We start from the raw sequence: 25740 nt of genomic DNA, 5'->3' as shown, positions 1-25740 counted from the left end.
TTACATCAAACCAATTAAAATATACCGCAAATGCGGATAACCAAACGGTACTAAACTTACATCAGTATGAAGGCCGTCTGAAAGCGGAATTTATGAATCCGCGTATACAGATGTGTTTCAGACGACCTCTACTTATATCGTCAAACCATTAATGACGGTGCGGAACAAAGCCTTCCGGAGCTTCCGCGCCTTCAGGCAGACCGAAGGTTTCGCGCAGAACGACTTTGTAGAACGCAAACGCATCTTTTGCACCTTGAATCGCCTCGGCTTCAGCTTCGGGGCTTAAGTCCAAAGCATTCAAATGTTCGACAAAGGCACGCCAATGTTTGCCGCGTCCGTTCGGATGGGGAGCGAGGTGGCGCGCACCATGTTCGCCGTTGTAATCCAGCTTCTGCGCGTGTTTAAACAAAAATGCTGCGCCCAAATTGGAACCTTCGGCGCAATACAGCCAGCCGATGGCTTTATTGCCGGTTTCGTGCGGCAGCGGTTTGCCGTATTCGTAAGGTTTGTCGCCCAAATCCGCCAAGTCTTGCGTTACCGCGTCGTAACGCGCCATGTATTCCAGCTCGGGAATGGCTTTGTTCAATTCGGGGTCTTTATAGATATGATCGACCGCTTTGTGGAACACGGATTGCAGCTTCAAGAATTTGATGTAATTCTCTTTGTTGGTAAACGGCTCGACAGACATGACCAAATTGTCCACGCTGTCGTGAATGGTGGTGGTTTGCTCTTTCAGCCGTTTGGCAAAAGTCAGCTCTTGTGTTTCGCTCATGTGAATATCCTTCATAAAGTTTCAGACGACCTTCAGGCCGCCTTTATTTAAACAAGGTGGATTGGATAGGTTTGAAAACGGATATGGGATGGAAGCGGAGGTTTGCGGGATGGGAAACCCGCGAAATCCGTTTGAAAACAAACCATCGGGTTTCGTTATTTTATGAAATATTTTTTAAAAATATATATCATTCTAATTCAAATAGCAAGAGAATGATTTGCAGCTACTTGCAACTACAAGATAATAACGGACAATTTTCCACCTTCGGCAAACAAAAGATTCCGGCTTAACAGAAAATGGTTTCTTAACCATAAAGAATATTGTTTACAAAGACATGACTGCATCTTGGCAGATACCGCCCTTGCCCCGCCTGCGTCAAAACGGCATACTTTCGCCATACCGAGCCGCAGGTCGTCTGAAACCTGCCATACCGTCAAAAAGAAAGAGACAACATGAACCCCATCCGCCCATTCTTAAACCATACCCCGCAAATCCACGAATCCTGCCTTATCGATGAAACTTCGGTCATCATCGGCGAAGTATCGCTTGCCGAAGACGTATCCGTCTGGCCGTATGCCGTCTTGCGCGGCGACGTGAACAGCATCAGCATCGGCGCACGCAGCAACGTACAGGACGGCAGCGTCTTGCACGTTTCGCACAAAAACGCCGAAAAACCCGAAGGTTCGCCCCTCATCATCGGCGAAGACGTAACCGTCGGACACAAAGTCATGCTGCACGGCTGTCGTATCGGCGACCGAGTTTTAATTGGTATGGGTACGATTATTCTGGACGATACCGTCATCGAAGACGACGTAATGATAGGCGCAGGCAGCTTGGTACCGCCACGCAAGCGTTTGGAAAGCGGCTATCTCTATGTCGGCTCGCCCGTCAAACAAGTCCGCCCGCTGACCAACAAGGAAAAAGAATTTTTGAAATACTCGTCCGCGCATTATGTGCGCCTGTCCGGACAACACAAACAGTCAAAATAATTTTCAGACGACCTTATATCCTCTTAAAAAAGAAAGTGTTATGCACACACTCTACCTAGCCTCCGGCAGCCCGCGCCGCCGCGAAATCCTCGAAAACCTCGGATATGCGGTTATCCGTATCCCTGCCGACATCGATGAAACACCGCATTCCGACGAAAACGCCGCCGATTATGTGCAACGTATGGCGCAGGAAAAAAATGCCGCCGCTGTCGAGCAATGGTTTGCCACCCACGACGCGCAGCCCGAATATCCAATTCTGACCGCCGACACTACGGTCGCCTATCAAAACCACATTCTCGGCAAACCGGAAACCGAAGCCCAAGCAGCCGAAATGCTCGCACGGCTTTCGGGGCAGACGCATCAGGTGCTGACCGCCGTATGCGTATATTGGCAAGGAAAGACACGCGGCGTTTTGCAAACCAGCGACGTGCGTTTCAAAACCTTGTCTGCCGACGAAATATCCGCCTATATCCGAAGCGGAGAACCGATGGACAAAGCGGGCGCGTATGGCATTCAGGGTTTGGGCGGCGTATTTGTCGAACATTTGCAAGGCAGTTTCACCGGCGTGATGGGCCTACCCGTTTACGAAACGGCCGGCTTGTTGGAACGATTCGGATTGAGCGTTCCCCCATTTGCCTGATTTTAAATACCTCCAAACAAACATCATGAAAACATACGCTTTCCCCTTTTTATCCGCAGTATTCCTTCTTGCAGGCTGCACTGCTTTTTCAGACGACGGCACACCCTCCGTCCACAAAGGCAACGACAGCATCCTCTCTTTCGGAAAGCTTGGCTCTGCTACGGAAGATGCGCCTGCAGGCGGCTGGGTCATGCTCGGTGATCAATACACCTATGTGTTAGACAAAGGGTCGTCTGAAAAGCTCTCTCCCATCTTTAAGGCCAAACTGAAACATCCCTACGAAATCAAGTTTGCCTATTCTGTGAAGAATATCAAAAAGGCAGGGGTTACCGTTTGGCAGGAGGATCGCAGATTCAGCACACTGCTTTGCCTGTCTTACCCCCATGCCGATAAAGATGAAGAAAAAACACTGGAAAAATTGGCGTTCACCTCCAGTAAAGGGGAAAAAACGCCATTCAGGTGCATCAACCTCGACGGCAAAATCTATCAACCCGCCCCGGCTGCCGGTTCGGGTTTGCCGCTGCACGTCAATCTCGACATCCACACCCGTTCTTCCGACAAAAACCTGACCATCGACGTACCTCCCCTATCCGCAAACATACGTCCCGCAATGCCACCCGTCCGCCCGCTCCATTTTTAAGCACTATCCGCCGCACAAACCAAAAGGTCGTCTGAAAATTTTTCAGGCGACCTTTTCTCAAGCTAACGCTTCAAAATTTGATCAGTACCAACCGCGCAGCTTCATCGCTTTTTCAACGCGGCGGATACTCATCATGTAAGACGCGGTACGCAGGTCCACATCATACTCTTGCGCCAGATTCCAAATATCGCGGAACGCGCGGCGCAGGACGACGGTTTCTTTTTCCTGAACTTCGTCAAATTCCCAGTAATAGCCTTGCAGGTTTTGCACCCATTCAAAATAGGAAACGACCACGCCGCCGCAGTTCGCCAGAATATCGGGCACGACCAACACGCCGTTTTGACGCAGGATGGCATCGGCTTCGGGTGTAGTCGGACCGTTTGCGCCTTCGACCACGATTTTGGCGCGTACTTTGCCGGCGTTTTCGGAAGTCAGTTGGTTTTCCAGCGCGCAAGGGGCGAGTACGTCCACATCCAATGCCAAGAGTTCGGCGTTGCTGATTTCTTTGCCGTAACCCGCTTCGTTGGTAATGAAGCCTTTTTCTTGGAACTCTTTGAAGAGGGCTTCCATATCCAAGCCGTTTTCGTTGTAGATGGCGACGTCAACGGTGGAAACGGCAACGACTTTCGCGCCGGATTGATGCGCGTAATAGCCTGTGTGATAGCCCACATTGCCGAAGCCTTGAATGGCGTAGGTCGCGCCTTTGACGTCTTTGCCGAGTTTTTCCAAAGCTTGAACGGCAGCGAAGTTCACGCCGTAACCCGTCGCTTCGGTACGCGCCAAAGAGCCGCCGAATTCGACCGGTTTGCCGGTGAACACGCCAGGCGCAGATTTTTTAACGACATTTTCGTAGGCATCGACCATCCACGACATGATTTTGCCGTTGGTGTTCACATCGGGAGCGGGAATATCGATTTTCTCGCCGATGAGCGGGGAAATGGCTTCAGAATAAGCGCGTGAAATGCGTTCCAACTCGGCTTCTGAATAATCGCGCGGATCCAAAGTAATGCCTCCTTTGCCGCCGCCGTAAGGAATGCCCGCAACGCAACATTTGATGGTCATCCAAATCGACAGAGCTTTGACTTCGTCCAGATTCACATTGGGGTGGAAGCGCACGCCGCCTTTGTACGGGCCGACGGCATTGTTGTGTTGCGAACGGTAGCCGGTGAAGGTTTTGACCGTGCCGTTGTCGAGTTTGACGGGGAAGGTAACTTCCAAAACGCGTTGCGGGCTTTTCAGGATTTCATACACCGCAGGGTCGGCATTGAGTCGGTCGCAGGCAGTTTTGACCTGTTTTCGGGCGATTTCGAAAGGGTTAAGGGTTTCTTTTGCGGCGGATTGGGACATTTCTCTTCCTTCTTATGTCGGGTTGAAGTTTAAGGGCTTTACATTTGTAACTATAACCAATTTCCAAATGAAATGTAATAGCATGTAGTCGCAAAAACGAGAGTTAGTTAATTTATATATGGTTTTATTTTTCAGACGACAAAAGGGTACATTCAAACTGCTTCTCCCATCCCTTTACAAAACATCCCCGTTTTCCGAACACACCCCAAAAACCTTTGTTTTTAAAAAAGGTCTTCTGAAAATTGAATTAGCCTGCCTTTCAAAGTCAAAGCTTCTGAAAATCAATGAAATGCCATTTCAAGCTCCAACTATATTGTTAACAATCCATCTGAAAACTACCTGTCGGGAAACAATGTTAAAATACGCGTCCCTGTCATTCACGAGCAAAACACATCATGACCGCCGCCATCGAACACGTCCAAGCCGCCGCCTTTGATTTGGACGGCACATTATGCGATTCCGTCCACGACCTTGCCGCCGCAGCCGAAGCCATGCGCGAATATCTCGGCATGGAGCCGCTGCCCGCCAAAACAGTAGAAAGCTACGTCGGCGACGGCATCGGCAAACTCGTCCACCGCGTCATCACCAACGACCGCGACCAAGAAGCCGCGCCCGATTTATGGGAAAAAGGTTTCGTGTTCTACATGAAATACTACCGCGACCACTTGAGCGACTTCACCCGTCCCTACCCCGAAACCGAAGCCGGGCTGGCATTGCTCAAATCACTGGGCATCCCGCTGGTGGTCATCACCAACAAAAACGAAATCCTCGCCGCCGAACTCTTGAAACAGCTCGGACTCGCCGACTACTTCAGCCTGATTCTCGGCGGCGACAGCCTGCCCGAAAAGAAACCCAGCCCGTTGCCGCTGCAACACGCCGCCGAAGTCTTGGGCATTGATCCTGCCAACATGATTATGGTCGGCGACTCCCGCAACGACATCATCGCCGCCAAAGCCGCCGGCTGCCTCAGCGTCGGCGTGACCTTCGGCTACGGCGACATGACCCTGCTCTCGCAAGACAAAGCGACCAAGCCCGATTGGATTATCGGCTCGCTGCCCGAAATTTATGAAAACCTGCGACCGAAAAAAGCGGAAGACGACGAGTAATCAGTATCCTTGTTTTCAGACGACCTTTATCCCCGCTTCAAAGGTCGTCTGAAAATAGAGCAGTGGAAATAAAAAAATTCGTCATTCCCGCGCAGGCAGCAATCCAGACCTTGATTTTTCAGAATTGTTTAAAAGTTTCATTAATTTCAAATCACTGGATTCCCGCCTACGCGGGAATGACGGAATGAAAGTTGCTTATCTCTCCTCTATCCTACGACACACAAGTCAGATTCAAGAATCTGACCTACGAATCGACCTTTTCAGACGACCTCTGCATGAAACCCCAAAAATCCCTGCGCGCCCGCGCGATGGACATCCTTTCCCGACAGGAAATCAGCCGTGTCGGACTCAAGCGCAAGCTCGCCCCGTATGCCGAAAGTGAAGAAGAATTGGAAAACGTGTTGGACGAATTTGCCGAACGCAACTGGCAATCCGACCAACGCTACGCCGAAGCCTACATCCACAGCAAAAGCCGCCAACACGGCTCCCTGCGTCTGAAACAGGCATTGGCGCAGCAAGGCATAGACGAAACCGTCAGCCGTGAATTCATGCCTGACAAAGCGTGCGAACTGCAAACCGCAGTTGCCGTGTTGCGCAAAAAATTCAAACAACCCGCCGCCGATTTGAAAGACAAACAAAAACAAGCGCGCTTCCTCGCCTATCGCGGATTCGACATGGACACCATCCACGCCGCGCTCAAAAGCAGTTGGGACGAAGAAATATTCGACGCTTCTGAAGAATGATAAGCCTATTAACAATAAAGGTCGTCTGAAACCTTTTTTTCGGTTTCAGACGACCTTTCGATTATTTGGTTTATCCCTATTCCGTTACCGTTTTACGGATGAGTTTTTCCGCGTTGGCAAGCGTGTTTTCCACTTCGGCAAACTCGATTTTGCTGCCCGACACCAGCGCGCGCGTGTCGTTGAATACGACTTGGACTGCGCCGTCAGTTTCGGTAACGAGGACGCGCAACGGCAGTTGCAGGGCGAAGGCGGGGTCTTTTTGCATCAGCGGCGTGCCGGCTCTGGGCGTGCCGAAGACGATGACTTTCGCGGGCTGCATGTCCAAACCGCTTTGTCGCGCGGCGGCTTGGTGGTCGATGACGGCGAACACGGTCATGCCTTTTTCTTTGACGGCGGTTTCCAAACGGCGGACGGTATCGTCGAAACTGTATTTGCTGACGGCGGTATGGGTTTGATTCATGGCGGAACTTTGTCGGGAATCAGGTTGTCGGGCGGCATCGCCACCGTGTGAAGCGCAGGCGGTTAGGGCGGCGAGGATGGCGGCTGCGGCGAAGGTGCGTATCGGTTTCATATTTTTCCTTGGATAAAAGGTCGTCTGAAACGTTTCAGACGACCTTGTTGCTGGTTATTTCAAACCTTTTTTCACCAAGTCTTCGTAACCACCGTGGTTGGTTACGTTGGTGTAGCCTGCTTTTTTCAACTCGGTAAGCGCGGCTTCGGCACGGCGGCCGCTGCGGCAGTAGAGGTTGACGGGCGCGTTTTTGTCGGGGCTGACGCTTTTGATGCGTTCGACGATTTGGTCGTGCGGAATATTGACCGAACCTTGCAGGTGGCCGGATTTGAATTCTTCTTCGGAACGTACGTCAATCCATACGCCTTTTGCTTTGGCAGGTTGCGCGCCGGCGACTTTGGCGGCGGGCGCGGCATAGGATACGGCGGCAGGCAGGACAAGTGCGGCGGCAGTCAGCGCGGCAGTCAGCAATTTTTTCATGGTCGTTTCTCCAAACGGTTGAACAAAAATATCAATCTAAACGGTTCGGCGGCAAAAAGCAATGTTCCGTCAACAGAAGGGTCGTCTGAAACGGGAGTTGTTTTCAGACGACCCTTTGAGACAAAATCAACGCTGCGCGTCAACCGCTTCCAAAGCACGCAGGGCATAAGTGTAGGCTGCGCCTGCGTTCAAGGAAATAGCGGTCGCCAGCGCGCCGGCGATTTCGCTTTCAGTCGCACCCGCCTTGGCAGCTGCGGCGGCGTGTACGCTGATGCAGCTTTCGCAACGGGTAGTGATGGCAACGGCGAGGGCAATCAGTTCGCGGGTTTTCGCATCCAATGCTTCGGCTGCGGCGGCTTGTTCCAGCGCGCCGTAGGCTTGCAGCATTTTCGGGTGGTTTTTACCCAGCTCGCCGAATGATTTTTTAACGTGTGCGGTGTGTTCGGGCCAATTTTGAAACATTTTGATTTCCTTTCCAATGTGTTTGATATGAAGGATGTTGCTCTTTCATGGCGAATTTAAAATTTAATCTGCCATCTTTACATCCGATGAATGGCATTATTGCAATAATTTGACTATTATAATCGTCAAATCATCTCGTTCACTTGCAAAAAACACTTATGGACACTTTGGACAAACTCATCGAACTGGCGCAAATCACCGGCAGCGTGGACATACAATGCCTGTTCCGCGACAAATGGTACGCCCCGCATGAACGCAGGCGTGCGCACGGTATCGCGCACCTCGTCGTCGCCGGAGAAAGCTACATCAAAATCGAAGGCGAACCCGAAGCGCGTCTCTTGCAAACCGGCGACCTTATCTTTTTCCCGCGCAGCGCCGAACACATTATCAGCAGTGAAGCAGACTGCAACAACTGCGGCGATACCATTCATATCGGCAACGACGGCGCGTTTACCATTGAATCTTCAGGTAGCGGCGGCGAAAAAGGGCTGGATTTGTTCTGTGCTCGTTTCGAATACGACGAACACGCTGACATCATGCACGACCTGCCCGAAACCGTCCTTATCAAGATGGACCATCCCTCGCTGCAATGCCTCATTTCCATGTTGCAATACGAAAGCGCACACACGCTTTCCGGCTCGCGCGCCATCGTCAATGCCCTCTCCTCCGTACTCCTCGTCCTCATCGTCCGCGCCCATCTCGAACAAGGCGGAGAAGCGCCTTTGGGCGGCATACTCAACGGCCTGCGCGACAAACGCCTGCGCCAACTCATCCAAACCGTCGTCAGCCGCCCCGAAGACGAATGGAACATCGAAAAAATGACCGCGCTTGCCAACCTTTCCCGCGCCCAACTGATGCGCCTGTTCAAACAGCAAACCGGCATCAGCCCCCACGCCTTCGTCAACCTCATCCGCCTGCGCCAAGCCGCCGTTCTGCTGCGGCAAACCGCCGATTCCGTCCTGTCCGTCGCCCTGAACGTCGGCTTCCAATCCGAAACCCACTTTGGCAAAGCGTTTAAAAAACAATACGGGATTTCGCCGGGGCAATATCGGAAAAATGAAACGGCAGATGATGCTACCATGGCATTTGAACCCGAAAGGTCATCTGAAAACGGCTAAGTCAAAAGCGTCATAACCCTTTGATTTATCGTTCAGCCATTGTGATACTGCGAAAAATCCGTAGGTCAAATTCTTGAATCCGACATCTCCATCTGCAACAACGCGTAAAGAAAACAGAAACATCAAATATTCATCGGATATAAATATCCGAACTACACATTACACAGCAATGTCTCCGCAACTGATTTTATTCCGCAACGTAAAGACAAAAAAGGTCATCTGAAAACCTTAAATCAAGTTCTCAGACGACCTTTCATTCCGGCAGACCGATTAGGTCAACCCATCAAGCCTGTTTCAACTTCGCATCGGCATCGCGCAACGCGGTACGTAGACCTTCCTCGATAACGGGATGGTAGAACGGCATATCCAGCATTTGCTCAACGGTCATCTTCATTTGATGCGCCCATGCCAACAGGTGCGCCAAATGTTCGGCGGCAGGGCCTAAGATTTCCGCGCCGATGAAGCGGCCGGTGGCTTTTTCGGCATACAGGCGCATATGGCCTTTGTTTACCAGCATCACGCGGCTGCGGCCTTGGTTTTTAAACGATACTTCGCCGATGACAAATTCGTCGGGTTGGTATTGCGCGGCAACCTGTGCGTATTTCAAACCGACAAAACCGATTTGCGGATTGGTGAACACTACGCCGATGGTGCTGCGGCGCAAACCGCCGCCGATATTCGGATAGCGGCCCGCGTTGTCGCCGGCAATCTTGCCTTGGTCGGCGGCTTCGTGCAGCAAAGGCAGTTGGTTGGACGCATCGCCCGCGATGAAGATATGCGGAATACTGGTCTGCATGGTCAGCGGATCGGCAACGGGTACGCCGCGCGCGTCTTTTTCGATATTGATGTTTTCCAAACCGATATTGTCAACGTTCGGACGGCGGCCTACGGCTGCCAGCATATATTCGGCAACAAATACGCCTTTTTCACCGTCCTGCTCCCAATGAACCTCTACATTGCCGTCTGCATCGAGTTTGACCTCGGTTTTAGCATCCAAATGCAGTTTCAATTCTTCGCCGAACACAGCTTTTGCCTCGTCTGAAACGACGGGATCAGAAATGCCGCCGATGATGCCGCCCAAGCCGAAAATTTCAACTTTCACGCCCAAACGGTGCAATGCCTGACCCAGTTCCAAACCGATAACGCCCGGTCCGAACACGGCGACGCTCTTAGGCAGCGTATCCCATGAGAAAACGTCGTCGTTGATAATCAAACGGTCTCCCAAAGACTGCCACTGCGGCAGGATAACGGGACGCGAGCCGGTAGCAATCACAAAGCTTTTTGCCGTGATTTGGGTATGGTCGTCGATTTGGACGGTATTCTCGTCGATAAATTTAGCCGAACCCATAATGCGCTTGTCGGCAGGCCACTCTTCCACATCGGCAACGACAAAGCCGACAAAACGGTCGCGTTCTGATTTGACGCGCTGCATGACCTCTTCGCCGTTGACGACGATGCTGTCTTTGTCCAAATGCACGCCGAACGGATCGGTATGTAATGCGTGATGGCGCGCCTCTGCGGCAGCAATCAAGAGTTTGGAAGGCATACAGCCCACGCGCGCGCAGGTCGTGCCGAACACGTTGTTTTCAATCAGGTAAACATTATCCGAATGTAAACGGGCATTGCGAAACGCGCCCATGCCGGCAGTACCGCCGCCGATTACGACGACATCTGCTTGAATTTTTTTCATAATCTTTGTCCTTTTTTGTTGAGCGTCCGAAGCGGTATCAGCGTGAAGCGTATCAGGTTTTCAGACGACCTATTTAATAAACTATCAAAAATAAAAAATCGATAGCTATTTTTAAAATCTTGATTTAAAACAATAATCTCAAATTCTACTTGTAAATATAGAGCTATTCAGAACGACCGTGTAGCGTATCGTCTGAATAACTCTATTTTTCTGTTCAGACGGCTTTTTCAAACCGTCTTAAGCATCAAGCAATTAGTTTTTAGCCAAGTAAGCTTCCAAATCTTCGCTACCGCCGATGTATTTGCCGCCGATGAAGACTTGAGGAGCAGTCATCTTGCCGGTAATGGCGCGAACAGAAGTAACGGTTGCATCTTTGCCCAATACGATTTCTTCGTAAGACAGGCCTTTGTCTTGCAAAGCTTTTTTAGCTTTAGCGCAGAATTGGCAGCCGGGTTTGGTGAAGATGGCAACAGACTCTTGAGCTTTCCAGTCAGGAGCGATGAATTTCAACATAGTGTCAGCGTCAGACACTTTGAAAGGATCACCCGGCTCTTCAGGCTCGATGAACATTTTTTCAATCACGCCGTCGTTAACCAGCATGGAGTAACGCCAAGAGCGTTTACCAAAGCCCAAGTCTTCTTTGCCGACCAGCATGCCCATGCCTTCGGTGAATTCGCCGTTGCCATCAGGAATCATGTAGATGTTGTCAGCTTCTTCTTCGGCAGCCCAAGCGTTCATCACGAAAGTATCGTTTACAGATACGCAGTAAATTGCGTCAACGCCGTTTTCTTTGAACGCGCCGAACAATTCGTTGTAACGTGGCAGGTGGGAAGAAGAACAAGTCGGAGTAAATGCGCCGGGCAGAGAGAATACGACTACTTTTTTGCCTTTGAACAAGTCATCAGTGGAAACATCTTTCCAAGTGTCGCCCACGCGGGTACGGAATACGACGGAAGGTACTTTTTGACCGGTACGATCTTGCAAAGCCATTTTGGATCTCCTTGAAATTTTAGGTTTAGGGAATGATACGAGTGAATGTGTGCATTCTAGCGCAGGGAGTTTGATTTGTATAATTTATAGTTCAAATAATATTAATTACCTGAAGCTATGAAACCCAACCTGCGAACGTTCCATTTAAATAGAGGTCGTCTGAAAGAAAACAAGCCCCTGGCCTGGAATTATTTTTCGGAATCGTGTGCATCGGACAATACGACTTCGCGGATGCTGCTTTCTACTTTGTCTTTCAACATAAAGCGGTCTTCGTCTTTGCCGGGGCGAATCGGGGCGGCAAAATCGATACGGATACGCAGCTTTTTCATGGAAACGATGCGCCAGAGCGAGCGCACCAAATCGACTTGCGCGTAAGACGGAATCGTCGTCCTTTTTCCGGCATCATCATAATAGCGCAGCGTAACCGCCTGAACAGGCGCGTCGGCATCAATGGCGGATTGGAAGAGCGCGGCTTTGAACGGCAAAATATCCAAGCCCAAAGAAGTCCGCGCTTCGGGGAAAAAGCTGACATTCTGCCCGGCTTTCAACGCGGCGCAAATGGCTTGGTTAATCGGCTCGACATCGCGGCGGGAATTGCGGTTGATAAACACCGTGCCTGCGTTTTGCCCCATTTTGCCCAAGAACGGCCAGTTTTTAATCTCTTGCTTGGCGATAAAGCTGCTCGGATACACCGCGCTCATGGCAAAAATATCCAGCCAAGACACATGGTTTGCCGCCACCAAAGCACCATTTACATTATCCGCCAGCGGCGTGCCGATTTCCAATTCGATATCCAAGGCTTCCAGCGCGCCTTTACCCAGCGTAATGACCGCATGATCGCGTTCGGCAGGATTGCCGGCATCGATACGGCGCAAATGCCTTCCGGTTCGGAACAGCCATACCGCCAAGCGGAACAATCTGCCCAAACGGGTAAAAAACGGTGCTTTTTGTGAGTGCATAACTGTTTTTCTTTTCGTATTAAATGTGTATCAAATCATAGTATAGTGGATTAAATTTAAATCAGGACAAGGCGACGAAGCCGCAGACAGTACAGATAGTACGACAAGGCGAGGCAACGCCGTACTGGTTTAAAGTTAATCCACTATAATAACGTTTTCAGACGACCCAGATGACAAAGAGGTCGTCTGAAAACAGGTTCATAAATTATTTTTGGCAGTTAGGACAATAAAACGTCCCGCGCTGCCCCAAAACTTCCTTCTGCACCAAACCGCCGCAACGGACGCAGGGTTCGTTGTGCCTGCCGTACACCGTATATTCCTGCTGAAAATAGCCGCTTTTGCCGTCGCTGTTGACGAAGTCGCGCAACGTGCTGCCGCCGGTTTCAATCGCGCGCTGCAACACTGCCTTGACCGTCTCTACCAACACAACGCATTCTTTTTTCTTAACCTTGTCCGCAGGACGGGGCGGCGATATGCCTGATTTAAATAGGCTTTCGTTCGCATAAATATTGCCTACACCGACCACGACGGCATTGTCCATCAGAGCCAATTTGACCGCACGTTTTTGCGTTTTGAGCTTTTGATACAGATAATCGGCGGAGAAGTCGTCTGAAAGCGGCTCGGGACCCAGTTTCTCAAGGAGCGGATGATGTTCCGCAATGCCTTCATACCACAAAATCGCGCCGAACTTACGCGGGTCGTGATAGCGCAATACCGTTCCGTCCGCAAACACAATGTCCGCATGGTCGTGTTTGTCGGGATGGTCAATCCGCGTATCGCCGTCCGTAAAAATCCGCAAGCTGCCCGACATGCCTAAATGAATCAACAAGATACCCGTTGCAAAACCGATAATCAGATATTTCGCCCGCCGACGACAGCTCAACACCTCCTGCCCCGCTAAAAGCTCCGCCAACTGCGGATTGATCTGCCAGCGCAGCTTGGTTTGGCGCAACACGACATCCGCCACCGTTTTACCTTGAATATGCGGGCTGATACCGCGCAACGTCGTTTCTACCTCAGGCAATTCCGGCATTTTTCTTTATCCTCAAGCTAATACAGTCAACATCGCCTTTTTCAGACGACCTAAGATTCTACCGATGCCAACGCAGCCTGACAATTTGCAACCAATCGGCTTTACAAGCAGAAAGCAGCAAATTCAAGGCAGAATGACAAATATAGAAGAGGCTATATTTATGCAGTCAAACCTGCCGTTTTCAAATGTTCAGCCTCAAAATGTCGTCTGAAACCTGGTTATGCCGGTTTTACCAACGCCGCATTTCTCAATCCGAAATCCGCGCCGCGCCCAAAGCCACCGTCTGCGTTCCCAATATTTTTTCAAACTCCGGCAACGGCGTAACCCCCGCCATACGTTTGACCAAAACCAAGCCGTACACCGCCGCGCACTGCGGCCACCACCTGTCCCCCGCCTTCTCCATAAAACGCCAAAACCGCAGCCCCTTTTGCGAATTCACAGCAGGCAGGTACACCATAAACTTTCCGAATTCCACCTCAAAATCCAAATCCGCCAACCGCTGCTTCAAAGCGGGCAAAGTCAGGCAATGCTCCTTTTTGGGCAAGCGCGTTCCATCAAACCACTTGCTGAAAAACCACAAAGATTTCGGATTAAACCCCGTCAAAACCAACCGCCCTTCAGGTTTTAACACTCTGGACGCTTCATGCAGCACTTGCGTCAGCGCAGCAGTTTCATGACTGTGCGGCATCAGCAGCACATCAATAGAATGACTCTCCCAAGCCATAGCGTCCGCCGTCATCAATACATCGCGGGGAACGGCAACCACGTTTTCAGACGATCTCAGCCATTCGCCGCCCTGTTGGACGACGGTTTGAACACCGCAAGGCGCAAACCGCTCCAAGTAATGCGCAAAAAACTGCTTTTCCCGCTCCGCCGTATAGCGGCCGATAATAGTCCGTTCAAACCATTCTTCCATCACCCTGCCCTTTCAAAATGCTGCAACCCGCATTATAACGGCATGATGAGGCAGACCAAACCTCCATAACTTTACTTTGTTATTGAAAAGGTAAAAGGTCGTCTGAAAACCTATTTACTCAGTTTTCAGACGACCTCTTGTCTTTATCCGCTCAACGGAAATGCTTACAACTCAATCCCTTTCAACTTCGCCACGGTATTGATGTCTTTATCGCCGCGGCCGGACAGGTTGACCAGAATCACTTGGTCTTTGCCCATTTTCGGCGCGTTGGCGACTGCCCATGCGAGGGCGTGGCTAGATTCGAGTGCGGGGATGATGCCTTCGAAGCGGCACAACAAATCAAAGGCTTCGAGTGCTTCGTCGTCTTTGGCGACGGTGTATTCGACGCGATTAATGTCGTTCAGGTGGCTGTGTTCCGGGCCGATGCCGGGGTAATCCAAGCCTGCGGACACGGAGTGCGTACCCAAGACTTGGCCGTTTTCGTCCTGCATCAAGTAGCTGCGGAAGCCGTGCAATACGCCGATGGGGGCTTTACTGGTAATCGGCGCGGCGTGGTCGGGAGTGTCTACGCCCAAACCGCCGGCTTCCACGCCGACGAGGCGCACGTTTTCTTCGCCGATATACGGGTGGAACAGGCCGATGGCGTTCGAGCCGCCGCCGACGCAGGCAACTGCGACGTCGGGCTGTCTGCCGATGGCTTCCTGCATCTGCGCTTTGGCTTCGTTGCCGATAACGCATTGGAAATCGCGCACCATTTCGGGATACGGCGCGGGGCCGGCGGCGGTGCCGATGATGTAGAACGTGTCGTCCACGCGGGCGACCCATTCGCGCATGGCTTCGTTCATCGCGTCTTTCAGCGTGCGGCTGCCGCTGTCGACGCTGACCACGTTCGCGCCCAATAATTTCATGCGGAACACGTTGGGCATTTGGCGCTGGATGTCGTCCGCGCCCATGTACACGTCGCAAGTCATGCCGAAGCGGGCGGCGACGGTGGCGGAGGCCACGCCGTGCTGACCCGCGCCGGTTTCGGCGATGACGCGTTTTTTGCCCATGCGGCGGGCAAGCAATGCCTGACCGATGGTGTTGTTTACCTTGTGCGCGCCGGTGTGGTTCAAGTCTTCGCGCTTCAACCAGATTTGCGCACCGCCCAGATACTCGGACAATCGCACGGCATGGTAAACGGGGCTGGGGCGGCCGACGTAGTGTTTCAAATCGCGGTGGAATTCTTCCCAAAACGACGGGTCGTTTTTCGCTGCTTTATAGGCATCCGCCAGCTCTTGCAAGGCGGGAATCAGGGTTTCGGAGACATAAAGTCCGCCGTGTTCGCCAAAAAAGCCCTTCTCGTCGGGCGCTTGGTAGTTTTTCATCGGATTTCTTTCTTTTTTGTTTTTTCAGATGACCCCAGTCTAAAAAAGGTCGTCTGAAAGGGAAAATTGTCGGCAATTATAGCGTTTTTTTACGCTTTGTCGCAGGGTTTTGCAGGAATACGGATGCCGGTTTTACGCCATTGAAACCGCATTAGCCAAAAGGTCGTCTGAAAACCCTGTTTCAAGTTTTCAGACGACCTTTTTTCAACCTGGCATCAAGGCATTAGGACTCGACGGGGATGATGCCGATTTTTGCCTGCCATTTGCGCGGGGCGGTGGCGTGGATGGACTCGCCTTTGCTGTCCACGGCGACGGTTACGGGCATGTCTTTGACTTCAAACTCGTAAACCGCTTCCATGCCCAATTCGGGGAACGCCAAGACTTTGGAGGATTTGATGGCTTTTGCCACAAGGTATGCCGCGCCGCCGACTGCCATGAGGTACACGGCTTTGTTGTCGGCGATGGCTTCGCAGGTGGCTGCGCCGCGCTCGGATTTGCCGATCATGCCCAAGAGGCCGGTTTGTTCGAGCATTTGGCGGGTGAATTTGTCCATGCGGGTAGCGGTGGTCGGACCTGCGGGGCCGACTACTTCGTCGCCGACCGGATCGACGGGACCGACGTAGTAAATCAGGCGGTTGGTGAAATCGACGGGCAACTCTTCGCCTTTATCGAGCATATCAACGAGGCGTTTGTGCGCGGCATCACGACCGGTGAGGATTTTGCCGTTCAGCAGCAATACGTCGCCGGTTTTCCAGCTAGCAACTTCTTCTTTGGTCAGTTTATCGACATCGATGCGTTTGCCGTTGTCGGGGCTGTAAGTCAAATCGGGCCAGTCTTCAACGCGCGGCGGGGTCAGTTCGACCGGGCCTGAGCCGTCCAATTCGAACTCGACGTGGCGGGTGGCGGCGCAGTTCGGAATCATGGCAATCGGTTTGGAAGCGGCATGGGTCGGGTAATCGAGGATTTTGACGTCCAACACGGTGGTCAGTCCGCCCAAACCTTGTGCGCCGATGCCCAACGCGTTGACTTTTTCAAAGAGCTCGAGGCGCAGGGATTCGGTGGTGGACAATTCTGCGCCGGACGCGGCTTTTTCCTGCAATTCTTGAATGTCGATGTGGCTCATCAGGGATTCTTTTGCCATCAGCACGGCTTTTTCGGGCGTACCGCCGATACCGATGCCCAAAATGCCGGGAGGACACCAGCCCGCGCCCATGGTCGGGATGGTTTTCAATACCCAATCGACGATGTTGTCGGAAGGATTGAGCATGGCGAGTTTGGATTTGTTTTCAGAGCCGCCGCCTTTTGCCGCGCAGGTTACTTCGACTTTATCGCCCGGTACGATGCTCATGTGGATGACGGCGGGGGTGTTGTCTTTGGTGTTTTGGCGTTTGCCGGCAGGATCGGCGAGGACGGACGCGCGCAGGGTGTTGCCTTCCCAAGTGTAGGCACGGCGTACACCTTCGTTAACCATCTCTTCCACGCTCATGTCCGCATCCCATTGGACGTTCATGCCGACTTTGAGGAAGACGGTTGCGATACCGGTGTCTTGGCAGATGGGGCGGTTGTTTTCGGCACACATGCGGCTGTTGACCAAAATCTGCGTCATCGCGTCTTTGGCGGCGGGATTTTCTTCCTTCTGCCACGCTTTATAGAGCGCGTCGATGTAGTCTTTCGGATGGTAATAGCTGATGAATTGGAAGGCATCGCAGATACTTTGGATAAAGTCTTCTTGCTTGATGACGGTCATGATTGTGTTCCTTTTCATATGGTAGGGAGGGTTTGTTAGCTTTTTTATAGAGGCCGTTTTTCAGACGACCTTAATCGGTGTAATAGTGCTGTCAATCGATATGAGGCGACAATATGATTTTTATAATCCATTGATTTTCATAAAACTTAATAACCTATCATTTCACTCGGATGATGATAACGGGTATTGTCGGCAATATTTACCGACAGAAATAAAACTACAATTGATTTGTCCACTCAAATTCCAAAGGGTCGTCTGAAAAGGCTGGATTCACCGCCGCAATGAACCTTACTAATAACATGAATTTAAAAAGAAACAATTGCTTTTCAGACGACCTGTCTTTCTTTTTTCAACCATACACAAATGCAAAAGCCGTGTCATTCTACCCACGATGATTTTTGACGGAAGTCAAACTTAGCTGTTTTATGAAATTTTATAACACCATTTGCATTTACTTACACTTTGCAAATTTATCCAATGAATACATAGATATATGCTTTTATATCAAACACTTAATAATGATATTTACTCGTATTTCAAAACAGTTTTTATCAGTTATTCCTTTATCGTAAGTTTATTTTATCTTACAAAATAACAAGATGGCACAAAGATCGTCTGAAAACCGCTATTTTTTGTTCACAATCCGCCACTACCCTGCCTTTACGACTCTGCCATCATCAAAAAACCCAAATTCTGATACACTAATAAAAGACAGTCAGACGTTGATTTATAAGACGTTTCCTGAAAAATATCTACATTTTAAAAATTTGTAATAAAAATACACGCATCCGATTTCCCCTATCCCATTCCACAGGACACTACCATGAGTGAAAACTTGTTAACCCTGACCATAGACGGCCACGAGGTCAAGGCCTCCGCCGACTCGTCAATCATTCAGGCCTATGCCCGTGCCGGCAGCGCGATTACCGCCAACGTCGGCTGTATGGGGCAAGGCGTGTGCGGTTCGTGCCGCTGCATGATCCGCAAGGAAGGCGAGCGCGAGGTAACGACTGCGTTGGCGTGTGAAACCAAAGTCGAAGAAGGGATGCAGGTCAGCTTCTTGGACTACTTCATTCCCGAGCATATCCAGTATTACGACGTGAGCGAGGTCGGCGACGGCTGGAACTGGCTGGACGACACCGCCAAAGCCTTCCCCGAAGCGCAACACTGCCGTCATTGCGGCGGCTGCAACCGCGCCTGCCCCAAAGGTTTGGAAGTGGAAAACGGCGTGGCGCAAGTGGTATCGGGCGATTTCGGCGCGGCTGCGCTGACCTTCGACCAATGCGTGATGTGCAACCTCTGCACCCTTTCCTGCCCCGAACACATCCGTCCGAACCACTTAGGCCTGTTCGCCCGCCGCATGAAAGCGGCGCGCACGCTGCGTCCGGTGGATTTGATGCGCCGCCTGCGCGAAATCGACAGCGGCAAAATGAAAATCGAATTTGAAGAGGAGGCAATGTGATGGCGAACGAAATCCAAGGCATAGACTACGAAACCGCCCTTGCCAACCTGCGCGCTTCCTCATTGGAACTGCGCGGCGATCTGCCGGAAAAAAATGAATTGTTGAGCCAGTTTCACCCCGACTATCAGGCAAATGCGCGCGTTAAACTGCCCATCGGCCCGAACACGGGCGATTACTGCCATCCTGATTTGGCGAAACTGCTGATCAGCCATCCCCTGATTGACGACTATGATTTGTCGGGCGCGGAACATTTGAACACCGACGTGCTGGTTATCGGCGGCGGCGGTGCGGGCGCGGCGGCAGCGTTGTCTGCGACCGAAGCAGGCGCGCGCGTGATTATGGCGAACAAGCTGCGTATCGGCGACAGCAATACCGTGATGGCCGAAGGCGGCATTCAGGCGGCAGTCGGCGCGGAAGACAGCTTGCAGCAGCACTTTGACGACACCATCAAAGGCGGCCACAACGCAGGCAAGAAAGAATTGGTGGCGCAAATGGTTACCGACGCGCCGTCCGCCATCCGCTGGCTGATCGGTTTGGGCATGACTTTCGACCTTGCCAAAGGCGCGGACAGCAACGGCATGTTGAGCCGCAAACGTGCAGGCGGTACGACCGTGCCGCGCATCTTGAGTTACCGCGACTTTACCGGCCTCGAAATGATGCGCGTACTGCGCGAGGCGGTCGAACTCGACGAAAACATTACCCAGCTCAACCGCCACCCCGCCATCGAATTATTGTCGGACGAACACGGCCGCTGCGTCGGCGCAATTTTGTACGATTTGGAAAAACGCTCTTTGGTATTGGTTCACGCCAAAGCCGTGGTATTGGCAACCGGCGGCAGCGGACGCCTGCATTTGCAGGGTTTCGCCACTTCCAACCACTACGGCGCAACCGCCGACGGTCTGGTGATGGCATACCGCATCGGCGCAAAACTGCGCGACATCGATTCCTTCCAATACCATCCGACCGGCGTCGCCCATCCGCCGCACTTGGCAGGCGCGCTAATTTCCGAAGCTGTGCGCTCCGCAGGCACCAAACTGGTCAACGGTTTGGGCGAACGTTTCGTTGACGAATTGCAACCGCGCGACGTCGTTGCTGCCGCTATTTTGCGCGAGTGCCGCGAAGGCCGCGGCGTGGTGCGCGACGGACAAGTCGGCGTGTTCCTCGATACGCCGCGCCTGATTGAAAACGATCCCGACGTATTGAACCGTTTGGTTACGCTCGGCCACGTCGCCCACAAATGCGGCATCGACCCCGCCGTCGAACCCGTGATGATTCATCCGACCCTGCACTACCAAAACGGCGGCGTCGAAATCAACGGCGACGGCGCAACCTGCGTCGAAGGTCTCTATTGCGCCGGCGAAGTAACCGGCGGCATCCACGGCCGCAACCGCCTGATGGGCAACGCGCTTTTGGACATCATCAGCTTCGGCCGCCGCGCGGGTAAAGCCGCCGCCGGTTGCGGCCTGCCGCTGAAAAAAGTGCGCGGCGGTGTCGGACACGTTCACGATCTACAACGCGAAATGACCCGCGCCGGACTGACCAGCGACATCAAAGCCCCCGTTTTATATCCCGACTACGGCAAATTCGATTTGCGCGAACACGCCGGTTTGCAGGAGCAACAATCATGAACCAAGCCAATCAAAACTTACTGCACCCGTCCCGCCAAGTCGGCGCGGATTTGGCCGCGTGGCGCAAAGTCGGCGGCGGCGAAGGCCTGCTGGCGGCACTTGCCGATCCTCAAAGCATCGTTTCCAAGCTGCAAGACGCCAATCTCTGCGGCATGGGCGGCGCAGGTTTCCCGACCTGGCGCAAATGGGAGGCGGCCGTCGCAGCCCAAAGCAAACACGGCGACAAATACGTCGTCTGCAATGCCAACGAAGACGAACCGGGTACGTTCAAAGACCGCGTATTGCTGGCGAAAACGCCGCACCAAGTCATCGAAGGCGTTCTGATTGCCGCCGTCGCCTGCCGAGCCAACAAAGCGATTATGTATGTCAACCCGCACCAGACCGAATCCATCGCCGCCATCGTGCCCGCCATCGAGCAATGGAAAAAAAGCGATTTGTTCATCCGCATCGAAAACTATCTGGGCAAACCTTTAGACCTGAAATTGGTCGAAACTTCAGGCCGCTACATCGGCGGCGAAGAAACCGCCGTGATTTCATGGTTGGAAGGCGGTTTCCCGTTCCCGCGCCGCAAGCCGCCGTTCCCTGCCGAAAGCGGCGTAGAAGGCGAACCGACCCTTATCAACAACACCGAAACTTTCGCCAACATCCCGCAAATCCTTGCCAAAGGCGCGGAATGGTACAAATCGCTGGGTTTGGGCGATGCCGCAGGCACGAAACTCTACTCGCTCTCTGGCGACGTATTGAATCCGGGCCTGTACGAACTGCCGATGGGCACGACCCTGCAATCGCTGATTTTCGACCACGGCGGCGGTATGCTCGAAGGGCGCACGTTTAAAGCCGTCTTCACCGGCGGCCCGTCAAACACGCTCCTGACCGTAAAAGATTTGGACGTACCTTTGGACTTCGTGTCCGTGCGCGAACGCAAATCCAGCCTCGGCACGGGCGCGATGATTGTGATTTCCGAAGGCACCAGTGTCGTGCGCAAAGTGGCCGAGTATGTGGAATTTTTTGCGTCCAACTCGTGCGGACAATGCCCGCCGTGCAAAGGCGGCACCTTCCAACTTTCACGCCTGCTCAACCGCGTGGATACCGGCATCGGCACTTCAGACGACCTCCGCGCCCTGCAAAGCCTGTGCCAACTGCTGCCACGAAGCGGCCGCTGCGGCCTGATTGACGGCGCAGTTACCGTGCTGCAAAGCTCACTGCGCACCTTCCCCGAAGAGTACGGACTGCCTGCGGAGCAGGATTAATCCGATACGGCGTTTCAGACGACCTTTTCTATATAGGAGGTCGTCTGAAAAATGCTCGTAGGTTGGGACATGACACAACATTGTAAGTATTTGTTGGGTTTCACAACCGAACCCGCTAAATCTGAGGTTTTGCCCTCTCCCTAACCCTCTCCCACGGGGAGAGGGAATGATAGTGCTGAACCGACCATTATCGGACTTTCTGCAATCCGTCCCCTCTCCCCGTGGGAGAGGGTTAGGGAGAGGGCAAACCGCAATAACCTAAGAAAACGTCGTCTGAAAAAGATGACAACACAAAAATACGCAGTACCCAAACCACCAAAAGAAAAACATAAAAAACAACTGCTGCCAAATACGTTTCAGACGCCCCCTCCCCACTAAAACGGATACACATCGTCTGACTAAAACTTACCGGAAGATTTGCCATCAGAAAAAACGATACGCGCATCCTAGGGTTTTGCCCTCTCCCTAACCCTCTCCCACGGAGAGAGGGAATGATAGTGCTGAAGCCGACTATTATCGGATTTTCTGCAATCTGTTCTCTCTTCCACGGAGAGAGAATGATGGTACTGAAGCCGACTATTATTGGATTTTCTGCAATCTGCCCCTCTTCCTCGGAGAGGGAATGATGGTGCTGAAACCGACCATTATCGGACTTCCTGCAATCTATCCCCTCTCCCCGTGGGAGAGGGCTAGGGAGAGGGCAAAACCCAATAACCTAAAAAAACGTCGTCTGAAAAAGATGGCAACACAAACACGCATTACCCAAACCACCAAAAGAAAAACATAAAACAACTGCTGCCAAATACGTTTCAGACGACCTCTTCCCGCCAAAACGGACACACGTCGTCTGAAATCCGATTTCCCCGATACCTCAAACTAGGAGACTCAACATGGGCTTCAAGCTAATTCCTGCGGCGGTTGCGCTCGCGCTGACGCTGATTATCTGGTTCGTCATACCCGTGCCGCAGGGCGTATCGCCCGACGCATGGCACCTTTTGGCGCTGTTCGTCGGCATCATCGCCGGCATCATCGGCAAAGCCATGCCCATCGGCGCAATGGCGATTTTGGGCATTACCTTGGTCGCGCTGACCGGCGTGACCAACGAAAAAGCCGCCGACGCAACCAAAGACGCACTGAGCAGCCTCAACAACTCGTTAATCTGGATGATCGGTATCGCCATCATCATCTCGCGCGGTTTGTTGAAAACCGGCTTGGGGATGCGGATCGGCTACCTTCTGATTTCCCTTTTCGGCAAACGCACGCTGGGCGTAGGTTACAGCCTGGCTTTGGCCGACTTGGTCATCGGTCCGGTAACGCCGAGCAACACCGCGCGCGGCGGTGCCATCGTGCATCCGATTATGCGCTCCATCGCCCTGAGTTTCGATTCCGACCCCGAAAAAGGCACTGAGAGCAAAATCGGTAAATACCTCGCATTGGTCAACTACCACGCCAACATCATCACCTGCTGCATCTTCGTTACCGCAACCGCACCCAACCCGCTGGTCGTCGAATTGGTCGCCAAAGCCACCGATTCGAAAATCCACCTCTCTTGGGGCACATGGTTCGCCGCCATGGTCGTACCCGGCCTGATCGCCATGTTCCTGATGCCGCTGGTGCTGTATTTCCTGTATCCGCCCGAAATCAAACAAACGCCTAACGCGACCGCCCTTGCCAAAGAAAAACTGAAAGAAATGGGCGCGATGAAGCGCGACGAAAAAATCATGCTCGGCATTTTCGTGATTCTGCTGCTTTTGTGGGCGGGCGTTCCCGAAATGCTGTTCGGCGTGAAAGTCGATGCCACCGCCACCACCTTCCTCGGCCTCTCCCTGTGTCTGCTCACCGGCGTACTGACTTGGGACGACGCGCTGAAAGAAAAAGGCGCGTGGGACACCATCGTCTGGTTTGCCGCCTTGGTAATGATGGCGAACTTCCTCAACAAATTGGGACTGATTGCATGGCTGTCCGAATCCATGCAGGGCGGCATCTCCCATCTCGGTTTGGGCTGGGAAGCCGGCTGCGCCCTTCTGGTACTCGCCTACCTCTACGCCCACTACGTTTTCGCCAGCGGCACGGCACACGTTACCGCCATGTTCGGCGCGTTCTACGGCGCAGGTCTCGCCTTGGACGCACCGCCGATGCTGTTCGCCCTGATTATGGCGTCCGCCACCGGCATCATGATGTCGCTGACCCACTACGCTTCAGGTTCGTCCCCCGTCATCTACGGCTCGAACTATGTCAGCATGACCGAATGGTGGAAAGCCGGCTTCATCATGAGCGTGGTCGAAATCCTGATTTTCGGCACCATCGGCATCATCTGGTGGAAAGTGCTGGGCTACTGGTAAACCCTGCCTGAAATCAACAAAAGGTCGTCTGAAAATAGGTTTTCAGACGACCTTTTGTTATACAATCCCATCATCCTTACCCAACCACCCGCCCAAACCGTGAAAATCCTCATCCTCGGCAGCGGACAGGTCGGCTCGACCGTCGCGCAAAACCTCGCCTCCGTTTCCAGCAACGACGTTACCGTTATCGACATCGACGAAAAAGCCCTCCAACACATCGGCAGCCGCCTCGACGTCCAAACCATACTCGGCAACGGCGCATCCCCGTTCATCCTCGAACAGGCGGGCGCGGCAGATTCCGACCTCCTGCTCGCCCTGACCCGCAGCGACGAAACCAACATCGTCGCCTGCAAAATCGCCGCCGATCTCTTTAATATCCCCAGCCGCATCGCCCGCGTGCGTTCCAGCGAATATCTGGAATACCCCTACCCCGAAAACGACGATACGGAAAACGGCAGCCTTACCGTCTTCGACATCACCGAAACCATCAGCCCCGAACAGCTCGTTACCGAACAGCTCGTCGGGCTACTCAGCTACACCAGCGCATTGCAGGTATTGAGGTTTGCCGGCGACAAAGTCCGCATGGTCATCGTACAGGCGCGTAAAGGCGGGCTGCTCGTCAACCGTGAAATCGCCGACATCAACCAACACCTCCCCGAAGGTGCGGACTGCCAAATCTGCGCCATATACCGCAACAACCGCCTCATCGTCCCCACGCCGCAAACCGTCATCATCGAAGGCGACGAGGTACTTTTTGCCGCCGACATCAGCAGCGTCAACATCATCATGCGCGAACTGCGCCCCAAAGAAGCGCGCACCCGCCGCATCATGATTGCCGGCGGCGGCAACATCGGCTACCGCCTTGCCAAGCAGCTCGAATCCAAATACGACATCAAAATCGTCGAACACAACCCCCGCCGCGCCGAGTGGCTCGCCGAAAACCTCGACAACACCCTCGTCCTGCAAGGCAGCGCCACCGACGAAACGCTGCTGGACGAAGAATACATCGACGAAATCGACGTATTCTGCGCCCTGACCAACGACGACGAAAACAACATCATGTCCAGCCTGTTGGCGAAAAACCTCGGTGCCAAGCGCGTCGTCACCATCGTCAACCGCTCCAGCTACGTCGATTTGCTCGAAGGCAACAAAATCGACATCGTCGTGTCGCCGCACCTCATCACCATCGGCTCCATCCTCGCCCACATCCGCCGAGGCGACATCGTTGCCGTCCACCCCCTCAGACGCGGCACTGCCGAAGCCATCGAAGTCGTCGTCCACGGCGACAAAAACACCTCCGCCATCGTCGGAAGGCGCATCAGCGGCATCAAATGGCCGGGCGACTGCTACATCGCCGCCATCGTCCGTGCCGAAACGGGCGAAGTCATCATGGGGCACCACACCGACACCATTGTCCAAGACGGCGACCACATCATCTTCTTCGTCTCCCGCCGCCGCGTCCTGCCCGAACTTGAAAAACTCATCCAAGTCAAAATGGGCTTTTTCGGCTGACACCGTCAAAGGTCGTCTGAAACCTGTTGCAGCAAA

At 52.8% G+C, this 25740-nt stretch carries 23 protein-coding genes; 11 read left to right on the top strand and 12 right to left on the bottom strand.

The window, feature by feature from the left end; genetic code table 11:
- Positions 1-148: 148 nt before the first annotated feature.
- Positions 149-772 carry a biliverdin-producing heme oxygenase gene (locus tag MON37_RS02525; protein WP_039409418.1) on the bottom strand — a complete coding sequence of 208 codons (624 nt, stop codon included), beginning with the start codon at positions 770-772 and terminating at the stop codon, positions 149-151.
- A 452-nt stretch (positions 773-1224) separates the two neighbouring features.
- On the opposite strand from MON37_RS02525, the gene MON37_RS02520 reads away from it, so the two are divergent.
- The 3 genes from MON37_RS02520 to MON37_RS02510 are packed head-to-tail and all read left to right on the top strand — an operon-like array spanning position 1225 to position 3041.
- Positions 1225-1761 (top strand): gamma carbonic anhydrase family protein, encoded by a 537-nt coding sequence (locus tag MON37_RS02520; RefSeq protein WP_039409421.1) that lies wholly within the window; start codon positions 1225-1227, stop codon positions 1759-1761.
- A 40-nt stretch (positions 1762-1801) separates the two neighbouring features.
- Entirely contained in the window at positions 1802-2401 is a 600-nt protein-coding gene (locus MON37_RS02515; RefSeq protein ID WP_039409423.1) for a Maf family protein, read from the top strand.
- A gap of 25 nt (positions 2402-2426) precedes the next feature.
- Complete coding sequence (locus MON37_RS02510; protein ID WP_039409426.1) at positions 2427-3041, top strand: hypothetical protein; 615 nt, start codon at positions 2427-2429, stop codon at positions 3039-3041.
- A gap of 81 nt (positions 3042-3122) precedes the next feature.
- On the opposite strand, the gene MON37_RS02505 is transcribed toward MON37_RS02510, so the two are convergent.
- Positions 3123-4388 carry a Glu/Leu/Phe/Val family dehydrogenase gene (locus tag MON37_RS02505; RefSeq protein ID WP_003757349.1) on the bottom strand — a complete coding sequence of 422 codons (1266 nt, stop codon included), beginning with the start codon at positions 4386-4388 and terminating at the stop codon, positions 3123-3125.
- Between the two features lie 395 nt (positions 4389-4783).
- Here MON37_RS02505 and MON37_RS02500 point away from each other — a divergent pair, with 395 nt between their 5' ends.
- A complete protein-coding gene (locus MON37_RS02500; protein ID WP_039409429.1) occupies positions 4784-5494 on the top strand; it encodes a phosphoglycolate phosphatase in 711 nt (236 codons plus the stop codon).
- 275 nt (positions 5495-5769) lie between these two features.
- The gene (gene recX / locus MON37_RS02495) at positions 5770-6237 is read left to right on the top strand and encodes a recombination regulator RecX (protein WP_039409432.1); all 468 of its coding nucleotides are present in this window, start codon (positions 5770-5772) and stop codon (positions 6235-6237) included.
- A gap of 76 nt (positions 6238-6313) precedes the next feature.
- On the opposite strand, the gene MON37_RS02490 is transcribed toward recX, so the two are convergent.
- The 3 genes from MON37_RS02490 to MON37_RS02480 all read right to left on the bottom strand — a co-directional run bounded on the left by MON37_RS02490 (position 6314) and on the right by MON37_RS02480 (position 7690).
- Positions 6314-6808: a DUF302 domain-containing protein gene (locus tag MON37_RS02490; protein ID WP_039409435.1), complete on the bottom strand. Its 495-nt coding sequence runs from the start codon at positions 6806-6808 to the stop codon at positions 6314-6316.
- Between the two features lie 54 nt (positions 6809-6862).
- On the bottom strand, positions 6863-7228 hold the full coding sequence (locus MON37_RS02485; protein WP_039409438.1) for a rhodanese-like domain-containing protein: 366 nt from the start codon (positions 7226-7228) through the stop codon (positions 6863-6865).
- Between the two features lie 126 nt (positions 7229-7354).
- Positions 7355-7690, bottom strand: a complete 336-nt coding sequence (locus MON37_RS02480; RefSeq protein ID WP_003756322.1) for a carboxymuconolactone decarboxylase family protein — start codon at positions 7688-7690, stop codon at positions 7355-7357.
- Between the two features lie 158 nt (positions 7691-7848).
- On the opposite strand from MON37_RS02480, the gene MON37_RS02475 reads away from it, so the two are divergent.
- Positions 7849-8808: a helix-turn-helix transcriptional regulator gene (locus MON37_RS02475; protein ID WP_039409441.1), complete on the top strand. Its 960-nt coding sequence runs from the start codon at positions 7849-7851 to the stop codon at positions 8806-8808.
- Between the two features lie 283 nt (positions 8809-9091).
- Here MON37_RS02475 and MON37_RS02470 read toward each other — a convergent pair whose 3' ends face one another.
- The 7 genes from MON37_RS02470 to MON37_RS02435 form a co-directional block, all read right to left on the bottom strand.
- On the bottom strand, positions 9092-10498 hold the full coding sequence (locus MON37_RS02470) for a dihydrolipoyl dehydrogenase (protein WP_019270860.1): 1407 nt from the start codon (positions 10496-10498) through the stop codon (positions 9092-9094).
- A 252-nt stretch (positions 10499-10750) separates the two neighbouring features.
- On the bottom strand, positions 10751-11488 hold the full coding sequence (locus tag MON37_RS02465) for a redoxin family protein (protein ID WP_003759091.1): 738 nt from the start codon (positions 11486-11488) through the stop codon (positions 10751-10753).
- A 188-nt stretch (positions 11489-11676) separates the two neighbouring features.
- Positions 11677-12447: a 1-acylglycerol-3-phosphate O-acyltransferase gene (locus tag MON37_RS02460; protein ID WP_039409444.1), complete on the bottom strand. Its 771-nt coding sequence runs from the start codon at positions 12445-12447 to the stop codon at positions 11677-11679.
- Between the two features lie 205 nt (positions 12448-12652).
- Entirely contained in the window at positions 12653-13480 is an 828-nt protein-coding gene (gene mutM, locus MON37_RS02450) for a bifunctional DNA-formamidopyrimidine glycosylase/DNA-(apurinic or apyrimidinic site) lyase (protein WP_039409447.1), read from the bottom strand.
- A gap of 247 nt (positions 13481-13727) precedes the next feature.
- Positions 13728-14396 (bottom strand): class I SAM-dependent methyltransferase, encoded by a 669-nt coding sequence (locus MON37_RS02445; protein WP_039409450.1) that lies wholly within the window; start codon positions 14394-14396, stop codon positions 13728-13730.
- Between the two features lie 164 nt (positions 14397-14560).
- Positions 14561-15763 (bottom strand): tryptophan synthase subunit beta, encoded by a 1203-nt coding sequence (gene trpB, locus MON37_RS02440; RefSeq protein ID WP_039409453.1) that lies wholly within the window; start codon positions 15761-15763, stop codon positions 14561-14563.
- Between the two features lie 223 nt (positions 15764-15986).
- On the bottom strand, positions 15987-17510 hold the full coding sequence (locus tag MON37_RS02435; protein WP_039409455.1) for a fumarate hydratase: 1524 nt from the start codon (positions 17508-17510) through the stop codon (positions 15987-15989).
- Positions 17511-18333: 823 nt separating this feature from the next.
- Between MON37_RS02435 and MON37_RS02430 the strand changes: the two genes are divergently transcribed.
- From MON37_RS02430 to trkA, 5 genes are all read left to right on the top strand, one after another.
- A complete protein-coding gene (locus tag MON37_RS02430) occupies positions 18334-18972 on the top strand; it encodes a 2Fe-2S iron-sulfur cluster-binding protein (RefSeq protein WP_039409457.1) in 639 nt (212 codons plus the stop codon).
- Entirely contained in the window at positions 18972-20600 is a 1629-nt protein-coding gene (locus MON37_RS02425) for an FAD-binding protein (protein ID WP_003777401.1), read from the top strand. Before MON37_RS02430 ends, MON37_RS02425 begins: the two co-directional genes overlap by 1 nt.
- Positions 20597-21850, top strand: coding sequence for a complex I 51 kDa subunit family protein (locus tag MON37_RS02420; protein WP_039409459.1), 1254 nt, complete (start codon positions 20597-20599; stop codon positions 21848-21850). The genes MON37_RS02425 and MON37_RS02420 overlap by 4 nt, the downstream gene beginning before the upstream one ends.
- A gap of 890 nt (positions 21851-22740) precedes the next feature.
- Positions 22741-24192 (top strand): DASS family sodium-coupled anion symporter, encoded by a 1452-nt coding sequence (locus MON37_RS02415; protein ID WP_039409462.1) that lies wholly within the window; start codon positions 22741-22743, stop codon positions 24190-24192.
- Between the two features lie 99 nt (positions 24193-24291).
- A complete protein-coding gene (gene trkA, locus MON37_RS02410) occupies positions 24292-25704 on the top strand; it encodes a Trk system potassium transporter TrkA (RefSeq protein ID WP_003762926.1) in 1413 nt (470 codons plus the stop codon).
- Positions 25705-25740 lie beyond the last annotated feature (36 nt).

Origin of the sequence: Morococcus cerebrosus (genome assembly GCF_022749515.1) — a bacterium.
GTDB lineage: Bacteria > Pseudomonadota > Gammaproteobacteria > Burkholderiales > Neisseriaceae > Neisseria > Neisseria cerebrosa.
Note: the sequence above shows the minus strand (reverse complement) of the source record. Positions and strands in the feature narration are given on the sequence as shown.